General features: G+C 67.8%; 12 protein-coding genes and 1 pseudogene. All 13 read left to right on the top strand.

Annotation, left to right across the window (positions count from 1 at the left end; translation table 11 throughout):
* The first annotated feature begins 4 nt into the window (after window positions 1-4).
* The 13 genes and pseudogenes from HBB12_RS22540 (at window position 5) to HBB12_RS22480 (ending at window position 14551) form a co-directional block, all read left to right on the top strand.
* Complete coding sequence (locus tag HBB12_RS22540; protein ID WP_236991402.1) at window positions 5-1195, top strand: NADH-quinone oxidoreductase subunit D; 1191 nt, start codon at window positions 5-7, stop codon at window positions 1193-1195.
* A gap of 61 nt (window positions 1196-1256) precedes the next feature.
* Window positions 1257-2102 (top strand): annotated as a pseudogene (nuoE, locus tag HBB12_RS22535) (NADH-quinone oxidoreductase subunit NuoE); the annotation flags it as partial.
* Window positions 2103-2156: 54 nt separating this feature from the next.
* Window positions 2157-3458 (top strand): NADH-quinone oxidoreductase subunit NuoF, encoded by a 1302-nt coding sequence (gene nuoF / locus HBB12_RS22530; protein ID WP_236991401.1) that lies wholly within the window; start codon window positions 2157-2159, stop codon window positions 3456-3458.
* A 5-nt stretch (window positions 3459-3463) separates the two neighbouring features.
* Entirely contained in the window at window positions 3464-3673 is a 210-nt protein-coding gene (locus HBB12_RS22525; protein ID WP_236991400.1) for a hypothetical protein, read from the top strand.
* 9 nt (window positions 3674-3682) lie between these two features.
* Window positions 3683-5764, top strand: a complete 2082-nt coding sequence (gene nuoG / locus HBB12_RS22520; RefSeq protein ID WP_236991399.1) for an NADH-quinone oxidoreductase subunit NuoG — start codon at window positions 3683-3685, stop codon at window positions 5762-5764.
* A 13-nt stretch (window positions 5765-5777) separates the two neighbouring features.
* The gene (nuoH, locus tag HBB12_RS22515; protein WP_203154534.1) at window positions 5778-6800 is read left to right on the top strand and encodes an NADH-quinone oxidoreductase subunit NuoH; all 1023 of its coding nucleotides are present in this window, start codon (window positions 5778-5780) and stop codon (window positions 6798-6800) included.
* Between the two features lie 23 nt (window positions 6801-6823).
* Window positions 6824-7312, top strand: coding sequence for an NADH-quinone oxidoreductase subunit NuoI (nuoI, locus tag HBB12_RS22510; protein ID WP_048425444.1), 489 nt, complete (start codon window positions 6824-6826; stop codon window positions 7310-7312).
* A gap of 190 nt (window positions 7313-7502) precedes the next feature.
* Window positions 7503-8123, top strand: coding sequence for an NADH-quinone oxidoreductase subunit J (locus tag HBB12_RS22505; RefSeq protein ID WP_236991398.1), 621 nt, complete (start codon window positions 7503-7505; stop codon window positions 8121-8123).
* 124 nt (window positions 8124-8247) lie between these two features.
* The gene (nuoK, locus tag HBB12_RS22500) at window positions 8248-8553 is read left to right on the top strand and encodes an NADH-quinone oxidoreductase subunit NuoK (RefSeq protein WP_048425446.1); all 306 of its coding nucleotides are present in this window, start codon (window positions 8248-8250) and stop codon (window positions 8551-8553) included.
* A gap of 79 nt (window positions 8554-8632) precedes the next feature.
* Window positions 8633-10747, top strand: a complete 2115-nt coding sequence (nuoL, locus tag HBB12_RS22495) for an NADH-quinone oxidoreductase subunit L (RefSeq protein WP_236991397.1) — start codon at window positions 8633-8635, stop codon at window positions 10745-10747.
* Window positions 10748-10769: 22 nt separating this feature from the next.
* Window positions 10770-12290 (top strand): NADH-quinone oxidoreductase subunit M, encoded by a 1521-nt coding sequence (locus HBB12_RS22490; RefSeq protein ID WP_236991396.1) that lies wholly within the window; start codon window positions 10770-10772, stop codon window positions 12288-12290.
* Window positions 12291-12300: 10 nt separating this feature from the next.
* Window positions 12301-13746 (top strand): NADH-quinone oxidoreductase subunit NuoN, encoded by a 1446-nt coding sequence (nuoN, locus tag HBB12_RS22485; RefSeq protein WP_236991395.1) that lies wholly within the window; start codon window positions 12301-12303, stop codon window positions 13744-13746.
* Between the two features lie 4 nt (window positions 13747-13750).
* A complete protein-coding gene (locus HBB12_RS22480) occupies window positions 13751-14551 on the top strand; it encodes a biotin--[acetyl-CoA-carboxylase] ligase (RefSeq protein ID WP_236991394.1) in 801 nt (266 codons plus the stop codon).
* The last annotated feature ends 113 nt before the right edge of the window (window positions 14552-14664 follow it).

Raw genomic sequence — 14664 nt, 5'->3', positions numbered from 1 at the left:
CGACATGGGCGAGCACAGCATCCGCAACTTCTCGATCAATTTCGGCCCACAGCACCCGGCGGCGCACGGCGTGCTGCGCCTCGTGCTGGAACTCGACGGCGAGGTGGTCGAGCGCGTCGATCCGCATATCGGCCTGCTCCATCGCGGCACCGAGAAGCTGATCGAGGTCAAGACCTACCTCCAGGCGACGCCCTATTTCGACCGGCTCGACTACGTCGCGCCGATGAACCAGGAGCACGCCTTCTGCCTCGGTATCGAGCGCCTGCTCGGCATCGAGGTGCCGCGCCGGGCCCAGCTGATCCGCACCCTCTACTGCGAGATCGGCCGGCTGCTGTCGCATCTCCTCAACGTCACCACGCAGGCGATGGATGTCGGCGCCCTCACGCCCCCGCTCTGGGGCTTCGAGGAGCGCGAGAAGCTGATGATCTTCTACGAGCGTGCCTCGGGTGCTCGTCTCCACGCCAACTACTTCCGGCCGGGCGGCGTCCACCAGGACCTGCCGCCGAGCCTGATCGACGACATCGAGGCGTTCTGCGAGACCTTCCCGCAGATCGTCGACGATCTCGACGATCTCGTGATGTCGAACCGCATCTTCAAGCAGCGCAACGTCGATATCGGCATCGTGTCGGTCGAGGAGGCGCTGGCCTGGGGCTTCTCGGGCGTGATGGTGCGCGGCTCCGGCATCCCGTGGGACCTGCGCAAGTCGCAGCCCTACGAGGCCTATGCCGAGATGGAATTCGACATCCCGGTGGGAAAGAACGGCGACACCTACGATCGCCAGGTCATCCGCATGGAGGAGATGCGCCAGTCGGTGCGCATCATGAAGCAGTGCATCGCCAAGCTGCGCGAGCCGGCCGGCCAGGGGCCGATCGCAACGCAGGACGGCAAGGTCGCGCCGCCGCCGCGGCGCGAGATGAAGCGCTCGATGGAAGCGCTCATCCACCACTTCAAGCTCTACACCGAGGGATTCCACGTCCCGGCCGGCGAGGTCTATGCCGCGGTCGAGGCGCCCAAGGGCGAGTTCGGCGTGTATCTCGTGGCGGATGGCACCAACAAGCCGTATCGCTGCAAGATCCGCGCTCCGGGCTTCGCCCACCTCCAGGCGATGGACTGGATGTGCCGCGGCCACATGCTGGCGGACGTGTCGTGCATCCTCGGCACGCTCGACATCGTGTTCGGCGAGGTGGACCGGTGAGGGCGCATCGCGCCTGAAGACCGCACCCGCCGGAGACGTATGAGACATGGACGTTTGAGACATGGCCAACCGCAGACTCGCCCCGGTATCCGAGCAGCCCGAGAGCTTCGCGTTCACGCCTGAGAACGCGGAATGGGCAAAGGGGCAGATCGCCAAGTACCCTGAGGGGCGCCAGGCCTCGGCCGTGATCCCGCTCCTGTGGAAGGCGCAGGAGCAGAATGGCGGCTGGCTGCCGCAGAAGGCGATCGAGGCGGTGGCCGACCAGCTCGGCATGCCGCATATCCGGGTGCTGGAGGTCGCGACCTTCTACACCATGTTCGCCCTCGAGCCGGTCGGCCGCTACTGGATCCAGGTCTGCGGCACAGCTCCCTGCGACGTCTGCGGCGCCCGCGAGCTGAAGCAGTACCTGCACGAGCGGCTCGGCCCCTCGGGTCATGTCAGCCCGGACGGCAACTTTTCCTGGCTCGAGGTCGAGTGCCTGGGTGCGTGCTGCAACGCCCCGATGGCGCAGATCAACCACGACTATTACGAGGATCTCACCCCTGAGCTCCTCGGCAAGCTGATGGACGACCTCGCCGCCGGCCGCCCGGTGAAGATCGGGTCGCAGATCGGCCGGACCTCCTCCGAGCCCAAGGACGCGGTCACGACGCTCCAAGACGAGACGCTGTTCGACGGCTCGCGCGTCGGCGCTTGGCGCAAGCGCTTCGAGGAAGAGGGGCTGAAGGAGCAGGGCGCCGACACGACCGGCGAGAAGGCCCGCACCGAGGCCTCGGCCGCCGAGAACCCGAAGGCGGCGCGACCCGATGCCGGCCGCGCGACCGAGAGCAAGGCCGCCGCGGCGCCCGCGCAGGCGGCCGCGGACGGCAAGCCCACCGACGGCAAGGATGCGCCGGCGCCGACGGCGAAGTCCTGACGACGATGACGTACTTTCCCTTCACAGCAGGCCTGTAGGACGATCGCCATGCTCGCCGATCAGGATCGGATCTTCACCAACCTCTATGGTCTCCACTCCCCCGGTCTCGAGGCCGCGAAGAAACGCGGCGCGTGGGACGGGACCAAGTTCCTGCTCCAGCAGGGCCGGGACTGGATCATCGAGGAGATGAAGAAATCGGGCCTGCGCGGCCGCGGCGGCGCCGGCTTCCCCACCGGCCTGAAGTGGTCCTTCATGCCGAAGAAGTCGGATGGCCGGCCGCACTACCTCGTGGTCAACGCCGACGAGTCGGAGCCGGGCACCTGCAAGGACCGGGAGATCATGCGGCACGACCCGCATCTCCTGATCGAGGGCTGCATGCTGGCCTGCTTCGCCATGGGCGCGCATGCCTGCTACATCTACATCCGCGGCGAGTACGTCGCCGAGAAGCACGCGCTCCAGCGCGCGGTGGACGAGGCCTATGCCGCCCGCCTCGTCGGCGAGAGCAACCTCCACGACTACCCCTTCGACATCTACGTCCACCACGGCGCCGGTGCCTACATCTGCGGCGAGGAGACGGCGCTGATCGAGAGCCTGGAGGGAAAGAAGGGGATGCCGCGGCTGAAGCCGCCGTTCCCGGCCAATATGGGCCTCTACGGCTGCCCGACGACGGTGAACAACGTCGAGTCGATCGCGGTGGCCGGCACCATCCTGCGCCGCGGCGGCGCCTGGTTCGCGGGCCTCGGCCGGCCGGGCAATACCGGCACCAAGCTGTTCTGCATCTCGGGCCACGTCAACAAGCCGTGCAACGTCGAGGAAGAGCTTGGCATCACCTTCCGCGAGCTGATCGACCGGCATTGCGGCGGCATGCGCGGCGGCTGGGACAACCTGCTCTGCTCGATCCCCGGCGGCTCCTCGGTGCCGCTGGTGCCGGCGGCCGAGATCATCGACGCGCCGATGGATTTCGACACGCTGAAGAACCTGAAGTCGGGTCTCGGCACCGCCGCCGTGATGGTGTTCGACAAGTCGACCGACATGGTCGCGACGATCGCCCGCATCGCCTACTTCTACAAGCACGAGTCCTGCGGCCAGTGCACCCCGTGCCGCGAGGGCACCGGCTGGATGTGGCGCGTGATGCTGCGCATGGCCGAGGGCCGGGCGCAGAAGCGCGAGATCGACATGCTGCTCGACGTGACGAAGCAGATCGAGGGCCACACGATCTGCGCGCTCGGCGACGCCGCCGCCTGGCCGATCCAGGGCCTGATCCGGCATTTCCGTCCCGAGATCGAGAAGCGCATCGACCGCTACACCGCCAACCCGCACCCGACCCCGGTGCCGATGGCGGCGGAGTGACCGCCATGGCCGGCGAACCCGATAACCTGGTCCTCGTGTACCTGCGGCGCATCGATGAGAAGGTCGATCGCCTCATCGACGACGTGAACGACCTGAAGCGGCGGGTTTCCGGCGTCGAAGAGAATCTGGCCGGCGTCCATCGCCGGATCGACCGCCTTGAGATTCGCGTCGAGCGCATCGAGCGCCGGCTCGATCTCGCCGACGCGACACATTGAGCTGAACCGATGACCAAAATCCTCGTCGACGGCATCGAGGTCGATGTCCCGCCGGACTACACCCTGCTCCAGGCCTGCGAGGTCGCGGGCGCCGAGATCCCGCGCTTCTGCTTCCACGAGCGCCTGTCGATCGCCGGCAATTGCCGCATGTGCCTGGTCGAGCTGAAGGGCGCGCCCAAGCCCGTCGCCTCCTGCGCCTGGGCCGTGCGCGATTGCCGCCCGGGCCCGAACGGCGAGCCGCCGGCGGTGTCGACCAAGTCGGCCCTGACCAAGAAGGCCCGCGAGGGGGTGATGGAGTTCCTCCTCATCAACCACCCGCTCGATTGCCCGATCTGCGACCAGGGCGGCCATTGCGACCTGCAGGACCAGGCGATGGCCTACGGCGTCGACTCGACCCGCTACGGCGAGAACAAGCGCGCCGTCGAGGAGAAGTATATCGGCCCGCTGGTGCGGACCGCGATGAACCGCTGCATCCACTGCACCCGCTGCGTCCGCTTCCTGGCGGAAGTCGCCGGCGTGCCGGATCTCGGCGCCATCGGCCGCGGCGAGGACATGGAGATCACCTCCTACCTCGAGCGCGCGATGGAATCGGAGCTGCAGGGCAACGTCGCCGATTTGTGCCCGGTCGGCGCGCTGGTCCACAAGCCGCAATCCTACAACGTCCGCCCCTGGGAGCTGAACAAGACCGAGTCCGTCGACGTGATGGATGCGGTCGGCTCGGCGATCCGCGTCGATACCCGCGGCCGCGAGGTGATGCAGATCGAGCCGCGGGTGAACGAGGCGATCAACGAGGAGTGGATCTCCGACAAGACCCGCCACGTCGTCGACGGCCTGCGCCTCCAGCGCCTCGACCGGCCGTACCTGCGCGAGAACGGCCGCCTGCGCCCGGCCTCCTGGGCCGAGGCCTTCGGGGCCATCGCGGCGAAGCTGAAGGGCGCCGATCCGAAGCGCGTCGGCGCGATCGTCGGTGACCTCGCGGGTGCGGAAGAGATCTTCGCCCTCAAGATTCTGATGGGCGCGCTCAAGGTCCGGAACCTCGATTGCCGCCAGGACGGCGCGATGATCGATCCGGCCTGGGGCCGGTCCGCCTACACCTTCGGTCCCGGCATCGCCGGCATCGAGCAGGCGGATGCGATCCTGATCGTCGGCGCCAACCCGCGCACCGAGGCCTCGCTCCTCAACGCCCGCATCCGCAAGCGCTGGCGGATGTCGCCGGTCCAGATCGGCGTGATCGGCGAGGACGCGGATCTCACCTATCCCCACGCCTATCTCGGCGCGGGCCCCGAGACCCTGGCCGAGATCGCGTCGGGCCGGCACAGCTTCGCCGAGGCGCTGAAGGGCGCCGAGCGTCCACTGGTGATCGTCGGCCAGGCGGCGCTTGCCCGTGCCGACGGCGCGGCCCTCCTTGCCGCGGTCGCCAAGCTGGTCCAGGGCCTCGGTTCCAAGGCCGAGGGCTGGAACGGTCTCGGCGTGCTCCAGAACGCGGCGTCCCGCGTCGGCGCCCTCGATCTCGGCTTCGTGCCGGGGGAGGGCGGCCTGACCTTCGCCGAGATGGTGCAGGGCGGCGCGCTCGACGTGCTGTTCAACCTCGGCGCCGACGAGGTCGAGGTCGGCCCGGGCGCCTTCGTGATCTACCAGGGCACCCACGGCGACAAGGGCGCCCACCGCGCCGACGTGATCCTGCCGGGCGCGGCCTATACCGAGAAGTCGGCGACCTACGTCAACCTCGAAGGCCGGGTCCAGCTCGCCAACCGCGCCGCCTTCCCGCCGGGCGATGCCCGCGAGGATTGGGCGATCCTGCGCGCCCTGTCGGACGTGCTCGGCCAGCGCCTGCCGTTCGACTCGCTGACCGCGCTCCGCAAGGCGCTCTACACCGCGCATCCGCACTTCGCCGGCATCGATCAGGTCGCGCAGAGCGACGGCGTCGCCGCGCTGACGACGCTGGCGGGTCTCTCGGGCGAGGCCGGCCGCGAGCCGTTCCGCCCGGCGGTGGCCGATTTCTATCTCACCAACCCGATCGCCCGCGCCTCGCGGGTGCTCGCCGAGTGCTCGGGTCTCGCCCGCGGGCGGGCCCTCGAAGCGGCGGAATGAGGAGCACCGACCGATGACCGTCTGGGAGGTGCTGGGCACCGTCCTCCTCGTGGCCCTGAAGAGCGTGGCGCTGCTGGTGGCGCTGCTCGTCTTCATCGCCTACGCGCTGCTCGCCGACCGCAAGATCTGGGCGGCGGTGCAGTTGCGCCGCGGCCCGAACGTGGTCGGGCCCTGGGGCCTGTTCCAATCCTTCGCCGACCTCCTGAAGTTCGTGCTGAAGGAGCCGGTGATTCCGGCCGGCGCCAACAAGAGCCTGTTCCTCCTGGCGCCGCTGATCTTCGCCACCCTGGCGCTCGCCGCCTGGGCGGTGATCCCGCTCGCCGACGGCTGGCCGATCGCCGACATCAATGTCGGCATCATCTACATCTTCGCGATCTCGTCGCTCGGCGTCTACGGCGTCATTATGGGCGGCTGGGCCTCGAACTCGAAATACGCCTTCCTCGGCGCGCTCCGCTCGGCCGCCCAAATGGTGTCCTACGAGGTCTCGCTCGGCTTCGTGATCGTGACGGTGCTGATGTGCGCCGGCTCGCTCAACCTGTCGCAGATCGTGCGGGCGCAGGACACCTCGCTCGGCATCCTCGGCTGGTACTGGCTGTGGCTGTTCCCGATGTTCGTGGTGTTCTTCATCTCGGCGCTCGCCGAGACGAACCGCCCGCCCTTCGACCTGCCGGAGGCCGAATCCGAGCTCGTCGCCGGCTACATGGTGGAATACTCCTCCACCCCGTACCTGCTGTTCATGCTCGGCGAGTACGTCGCCATCGTCACGATGTGCGCGCTCGGCACGATCCTGTTCCTCGGCGGCTGGCTCTCCCCGATCCCGTTCGCGCCCTTCACCTGGGTCCCGGGCCTGATCTGGTTCGCCCTCAAGGCCAGCTTCCTGTTCTTCATGATCGCCATGGTGAAGGCCATGGTGCCGCGCTACCGCTACGACCAGCTCATGCGGCTGGGCTGGAAGGTCTTCCTTCCGCTCTCGCTGGTCATGGTCTTCGTCGTCGCCTTCGTCCTCAAGCTGACCGGCCTCGCGCCGGTCTCCTGAACCCAACCGTCGGAGAACGAGCCATGAAGCTCGACCAGGTCGCCCGCGGCCTGCTGTTGAAGGAGTTCGTCACCGGGTTCGCCCTGGCGATGCGCTACTTCTTCAAGCCCAAGGCGACGATCAACTACCCCTTCGAGATGGGCCATCGCGGCCCGCGCTTCCGCGGCGAGCACGCCCTGCGGCGCTACCCCAACGGGGAAGAGCGCTGCATCGCCTGCAAGCTGTGCGAGGCGGTGTGCCCGGCCCAGGCCATCACCATCGAGGCGGGCCCGCGCCGCAACGACGGCACGCGCCGCACCACGCGCTACGACATCGACATGGTGAAGTGCATCTATTGCGGCATGTGCCAGGAGGCCTGCCCGGTCGATGCCATCGTCGAGGGGCCGAACTTCGAGTTCTCGGTGGAGACCCGCGAGGAGCTTCTCTACGACAAGGAGAAGCTGCTCGCGAACGGCGACCGCTGGGAGCGCGAGATCGCCCGCAACATCGCGGCGGACGCGCCCTACCGCTGAACGCCGGTTGGGGGAGAGCGGCTCGCTCTCCCTCGCCAAGGAGCAGGGGAGGGCGGTGATCCTCCCCACACCGACGACACATTCGCCGCTCCCCCGGTTGTGCGCCGCGGGAGCGGGTTCTATAGACGGGCCGCCGGGACGCTCCGGGGGTCGGGCAGGAGGCCGCCGCCAGGCGGCATGAATTCAGCGCATGACCGCAGCCGCCGCCTTCTTCTATCTGTTCGCCGCGATCACCGTCGCCTCCGGCTTCATGGTGATCGCCTCGCGCAACCCCGTCACCTCGGTGCTCTTCCTCATCCTCGCCTTCGTGAACGCCTCCGGGCTGTTCGTGCTGATGGGGGCGGAGTTCCTGGCCATGATCCTGGTCGTGGTCTATGTCGGCGCCGTCGCGGTGCTGTTCCTGTTCGTCGTGATGATGCTCGACGTCGATTTCGCCGAGCTGCGCCAGGGCTTCCAGGACTACCTGCCGGTCGGCGGGCTGATCGGGGCGGTGTTCCTGATCGAGCTGCTTCTCGTCGTCGGCTCCTGGGCGATCGATCCCGGCCTGGTGCACGGGCCGCTGGCGGTCTCGCCCGGTTCGGAGACCGTGACCAACACGCAGGCCCTGGGTCTCGTTCTCTACACCAACTACTTTTTGTTCTTCCAGGTCGCCGGCCTGATCCTATTGGTCGCGATGATCGGCGCGATCGTGCTGACCCTGCGCGACCGGCCCGGCGTCAAGCGCCAGGACATCGCGATCCAGAACGCCCGCACCCAGGCCGATGCCGTCGAGGTGCGCCACGTCCCGACCGGGCAGGGTGTCGAGGTCTGATCCTCGCCGCGGTTTGAAGAAGTCGTGCGGGGCTCGACGAGCCTCGCGATGCTGATGGCACGAGCGGCGGGGCTTCGGTGAAGCCTCGCGACACGAAGGCGGCCGCCCGCGGTCGAGAGGCACGATGATCGGTTTGAGCCATTACCTGACGGTCGCCGCGATCCTGTTCACCCTCGGGGTGCTCGGCATCTTCATCAACCGCAAGAATATCATCGTCATCCTGATGTCGGTCGAGCTGATCCTGCTCGCGGTGAACATCAACCTGGTGGCGTTCTCGACCCATCTCGGCGACATCGTCGGCCAGGTCTTCGCCCTGTTCGTGCTGACGGTCGCCGCCGCCGAGGCCGCCATCGGCCTCGCCATCCTGGTGGTGTTCTTCCGCAACCGCGGGTCGATCGCCGTCGAGGACGTCAACATGATGAAGGGCTGACGCAGGCCCCACGCCCTCAGCCCTTTTCCGAAGAACCAGTGCCGCAGCGGCAAGAGCCACGCGAGGCCGGACCCCGAGCATGTACCACGCGATCGTCTTCCTGCCCCTGATCGGCTTCCTCATCGCCGGTCTGTTCGGGCGCCGCATCGGCCCGCGGGCCAGCGAGGTGGTGACCACCGGCATCCTCGTCTTCGTGGCGCTCCTGTCCTGGGTCGCCTTCTTCGAGGTCACCGGCGGGCACGGCCACGGCGCCACCACGCACCACGTCGCGACGTGGTTCACCGCCGGCGGCCTGACGGTCGACTGGGCGTTCCGGGCCGACACGCTGACCGCGGTCATGCTGGTGGTGGTCAACAGCGTCTCGGCGCTCGTCCACCTCTACTCGATGGGCTACATGCACGAGGACCCGCACCGGCCGCGGTTCTTCGCCTACCTGTCGCTCTTCACCTTCGCCATGCTGATGCTGGTGACGTCGGACAACCTCGTCCAGATGTTCTTCGGCTGGGAGGGTGTCGGCCTCGCCTCGTACCTGCTGATCGGCTTCTGGTACGAGAAGCCCTCGGCCAACGCCGCGGCGATGAAGGCCTTCATCGTCAACCGCGTCGGCGATTTCGGCTTCTCGCTCGGCATCTTCCTCTGTTTCGTGCTGTTCGGCGCCGTCAGCTACGACGCCATCTTCGCCAAGGTGCCGGAACTCAAGGACGCGACGTTCCACCTGCTCGGCTACGACTGGAACGCGCTCACCATCTGCTGCCTGCTGCTGTTCATGGGCGCGATGGGCAAGTCGGCGCAGTTCCTGCTCCATACCTGGCTGCCGGACGCGATGGAGGGCCCGACCCCGGTCTCGGCACTGATCCACGCCGCCACCATGGTGACCGCCGGCGTGTTCATGGTCGCCCGCCTGTCGCCGCTCTTCGATGCCGCGCCCAACGCGCTGATCGTCGTCACGGTGATCGGCGGCATCACGGCCTTCTTCGCCGCCACCGTCGGCCTCGTGCAGAACGACATCAAGCGCGTCATCGCCTACTCGACCTGCTCGCAGCTCGGCTACATGTTCGTCGCGCTCGGCGTCGGCGCCTACGCGGCGGGCGTGTTCCACCTCTTCACCCACGCCTTCTTCAAGGCGCTGCTGTTCCTCGGCGCCGGCTCGGTCATCCACGCGATGCACCACGAGCAGGACATGCGGAACATGGGCGCTCTGCGCCGCTACATCCCCTTCACCACCGCCATGATGGCGATCGGCACCCTGGCGCTGATCGGCTTCCCGTTCACGGCCGGATTCTACTCGAAGGACGCGATCATCGAGGCGGCCTACATGTCGACCAGGCCGGGCCACGTGCTGGCCTTCCTGGCGACCGTCATCGCGGCCTTCATGACCTCGTTCTACTCCTGGCGCCTGTTCTTCATGACCTTCGAGGGGCCTGCCCGCTGGCAGAACGCCCATGGTCATGACGACCACCACGGCGATGCCCACGCGCACCATGCGGTCGCCCATGCCTCTGCCCAAGCCGACGGCGCACCGGGCCACCACGAGGGTGTCGCCCACGACGACAAGGGCCATGACGTCGAGCCGGCCTCGCATTCGGCGATCGAGCACCACGACCACCACGCCCATACCCCGCACGAGAGCCCGCGGGTGATGACGATCCCGCTCGCGGTCCTGGCGCTCGGCGCGCTCTTCGCCGGCCTGGTGTTCAAGAACCGCTTCATCGGCGAGGGCATGGACGAGTTCTGGAAGGGCGCGCTCGCGCACGGCCCCGACAATCACATCATGCACGACATCCACAACGCGCCGGCCTGGGTGCAGCACTCGCCCTTCGTGATGCTGGTGCTCGGCTTCCTGCTCGCCTTCTGGATGTATATCCGCCGGCCGGAACTGCCGCATCAGCTCGCGACGAACCAGCCGCTGCTGTACCGCTTCCTGCTCAACAAGTGGTACTTCGACGAGCTTTACGACCGGATCTTCGTCCGTCCTGCCAAGGGCTTCGGCGAGTTCCTGTGGAAGGTCGGCGACGGCCGCATCATCGACGGGATGGGCCCGAACGGCATCGCCGCCCGCGTCGTCGACATCACCCGCGGCGTGGTCCGTCTCCAGACCGGCTACGTCTACCATTACGCCTTCGTGATGCTGGTCGGCGTCGCGGCCCTGGTGAGCTGGTACCTGATCACCGGCGTCTCCGCGGCCACCCACTGACCTGACCGGAGAACAGAGAATCATGCTCGGCCTCGGGATCCTCTCCGGCCTCATCATCCTGCCGCTCGTCGGCGCCGCGTTCATCCTCACGCTCCGCGGCGACGACGAATCGGTCCGGCGCAACGCCCGCTGGGCGGCGCTCATCGCGACGCTCGCCACCTTCCTGCTGTCCCTGGTCGCCTGGGGCCGCTACGACACCTCCACGGCGCAGTTCCAGCTCGTCGAGACCCACGCCTGGCTGACCGAGACGATCCGGTTCAAGCTCGGCGTCGACGGCTTCTCGATGCCGCTCGTTCTGCTCACCACCTTCCTGATGCCGTTCTGCGTCGGTGCCTCCTGGCTGTCGATCGAGCACCGGGTGAAGGAGTACTTCGTCGCGTTTCTGGTCCTCGAGGCCACGATGATCGGCGTGTTCTGCGCCCTCGACCTGGTGCTGTTCTACCTGTTCTTCGAGGCCGGCCTGATCCCGATGTTCCTCATCATCGGCATCTGGGGCGGCAAGCGCCGGATCTACGCGTCGTTCAAGTTCTTCCTCTACACCCTGCTCGGCTCGGTGCTGATGCTGCTCGCCATCATGGCGATGTACTGGCAGGCCGGCACGACCGACATCCCGACCCTGCTGCAGACCCGGTTCCCGGCGAACATGCAGATCTGGCTCTGGCTCGCCTTCTTCGCCTCCTTCGCGGTGAAGATGCCGATGTGGCCGGTCCATACCTGGCTTCCCGACGCCCACGTCGAGGCGCCGACCGCCGGCTCGGTCATCCTGGCGGGCATCCTGCTGAAGATGGGCGGCTACGGCTTCATCCGGGTCTCGCTGCCGATGTTCCCGGACGCCTCGCACTACTTCGCCCCGATGGTCTACACGCTGTCGGTGGTGGCGATCATCTACACCTCGCTGGTCGCGCTGGTGCAGACCGACATCAAGAAGCTCATCGCCTATTCCTCCGTGGCGCATATGGGCTTCGTGACACTCGGCCTGTTCACGCTCAACGAGCAGGGCATCCAGGGCGCCCTGTTCCTGATGATCTCGCACGGCATCGTCTCGGGCGCGCTCTTCCTCTGCGTCGGCGTGATCTACGACCGGATGCACACCCGCGAGATCTCGGCCTATGGCGGCTTGGTGAAACGGATGCCGCTCTACGCGGTCGCCATGATGGTGTTCACGATGGCCAATGTCGGCCTGCCGGGCACCTCGGGCTTCGTCGGCGAGTTCCTGGCGATGATGGGCGCCTTCCGGGCCAACCCGATGGTGTCGTTCTTCTCGGTCTTCGGCATCATCCTGTCGGCGGCCTACGCCCTGTGGCTGTTCGCCCGTGTGGTCTACGGCAAGCTCGAGAAGCCGAGCCTGCAGGCGATCACCGACCTCGACCGCCGCGAGATGCTGATCCTCGCCCCGCTCGTGGCGCTGACGATCTATTACGGCGTCCATCCCGGCCCGATCCTCGACGTCTTCGCGCCCTCGACCGACGCGCTGATGCAAGGCATGCGCGCCGCCCTCTCCACGACCCAGACCGCTGCCGCGGCGCTGCCGGTCCCGCACTGAGTTCTTCGCGATGAACGCCGCTCAGATCGTCATGCCCGCCATCGGGCCCGCCTTGCCGGAGCTGATCCTCTCGGTCGGCGTCCTGGTGCTCATCCTCTACGGCGCCTTCAAGGGCGAGCGCTCCACCGAGGGCGTCAGCGTCGGCGCCTTGATCCTCTTGATCCTCGCGCTGTTCGCGGTGGTCAGCCAGCCCTTCGGCGCCAAGGTCACCACCTTCAACGGCTCCTTCATCGTCGACGGGTTCGCCCGGATCATGAAGGCGCTGACCCTGATCGGGTCGGGCGCCGCCATCCTGCTCGCCAAGGAGCATTTCGAGCGCGAGCGCATCGCCCGGTTCGAGTACCCGATCCTGATCGTCCTCTCGACGATCGGCATGATGATCATGGCCTCGGCCAACGATCTGATCGCGCTCTACATGGGCCTCGAGCTGCAGAGCCTCGCGGCCTACGTCATCGCGTCGTTCCACCGCGACGACGTGCGCTCGACCGAGGCCGGCCTGAAGTACTTCGTGCTCGGCGCTTTGTCCTCCGGCATGCTGCTCTACGGCGCCTCGCTGGTCTACGGCTTCACCGGCACCGTCTCGTTCCCGCACATCGTCACCGCGCTTCGCGAGGGCTCGGGTCTCGGCGTGGTGCTGGGCGTGGTGTTCGTCGCCGCCGGCGTGTCGTTCAAGCTCGCCGCCGTGCCGTTCCACATGTGGACGCCGGACGTCTACGAGGGCGCGCCGACCCCGGTCACCGCCTTCTTCGCGTCGGCTCCCAAGATGGCCGCGATGGCGATGGCCGTGCGCGTCTTCATCGGCGCCTTCCCGGTCATCACGCCCGAGTGGCAGCAGATCATCGTGTTCGTGTCGATCGCCTCGATGGCGCTCGGCTCCTTCGCGGCGATCGGCCAGCGCAGCCTCAAGCGCCTGATGGCCTATTCCTCGATCGCGAATGTCGGCTACGCGCTCATCGGGCTCGCCGCCGGCACGCAGGAGGGGGTGCGCGGCGTCGTCATCTACATGGCGATCTACCTCGCCATGACGCTCGGTGCCTTCGCGGTGATCCTGTCTCTGCGCCGCGGCCGGAAGATGTACGAGACCATCGACGACCTGTCGGGCCTGTCGCGCACCCATCCGTGGATCGCGTTCCTGCTCGCCATGATGATGTTCTCGCTCGCCGGCATCCCGCCGCTCGCCGGGTTCTTCGCCAAGTTCTACGTCTTCGCCGCGGCCATCAAGGCGAACCTCGTGACCCTGGCGGTGATCGGCGTGGTGACCAGCGTGGTCGGCGCCTATTACTACCTGCGCCTCGTCAAGGTGATGTACTTCGACGAGCCGGCCGAGGCCTACGAGCCGATGGGCCCGGGCCTGCGGATCGTGCTCGGCCTGTCGAGCGTGGTGGTGCTGCTGTTCTGGCTCATGCCGGCCCCGCTGGTCGGCATCGCCGGGACCGCCGCGAAGTCGTTGTTCTAGGCGCATGACCTTCGTGCTCGACCCCGCGGCCAAGGCCGCGGGATACCGTCTCGAGGTCCATGACAGCCTCGGCTCGACGAGCACGCAGGCCATGGAACTGGCGCGGGCCGGCGAGACCGGGCCGTGCTGGGTCGTCGCCCGCGAACAGACCGGCGGCCGCGGCCGACGCGGCAAGGGCTGGGGCTGGATCGAGGGCAACCACGCCGCGAGCCTGCTCTGGCCTGTACCCGCCGGGCTCGCGCCTGATCGGGTCGCGACCCTGGGTTTCGTCGCCGGTCTTGCGGTGGAACGGGCGCTTCGTCGTGCCTGCGGTCCCGGACCGGATCGGAGAACCCCCGATTTCCGGCTGAAATGGCCGAACGACGTTCTTCTCGACGGGGCCAAGCTCGTCGGTATCCTGCTCGAGATGGAAACCCTGCCCGAGCGCGGGGCATTCGTCACGATCGGCATCGGCATCAACGTGACCGGCGCGCCCGAGGGGCTTCCCTACGCGGCGACCTCCCTGGCGCAGGCCGGTTGCGCCGTCGATGCGCCGGGGCTGTTTCGTCTGCTCAGCGGCGCCTGGGTCGAGGTCGCGCGGCTGTGGGATGAAGGTCGGGGCTTTTCGCGCATCCGCGGTGCCTGGCTCGGTCTGGCCGCAGGACTCGACGGTCCGGTGGCCGTCCAGACCGGCGAGCGCCGGTTAAGCGGGACCTTCGAGACGATCGACGAGGCCGGCCGGCTGGTCGTTCGGTTGGCGGGCGGGACCCGCGTCCCAGTCTCCGCCGGCGAGGTGCATTTCGGAGCGGCCGCCAGCGCGGCCTGACGGGGAGGCGGCTCCGGCGCCCGTGCGGCGACGACGCTCTCCCCCGATACGTTCGAAGTCTTTTCGGCGGGGCGCCTCACGGCGCCGCCGCCGCGCGGCCGTTTTCGGCCGCA

It is taken from the genome of Methylobacterium sp. SyP6R (assembly GCF_019216885.1).
Classification (GTDB): Bacteria; Pseudomonadota; Alphaproteobacteria; order Rhizobiales; family Beijerinckiaceae; genus Methylobacterium.
This window is presented reverse-complemented; position numbering and strand designations above follow the sequence as displayed.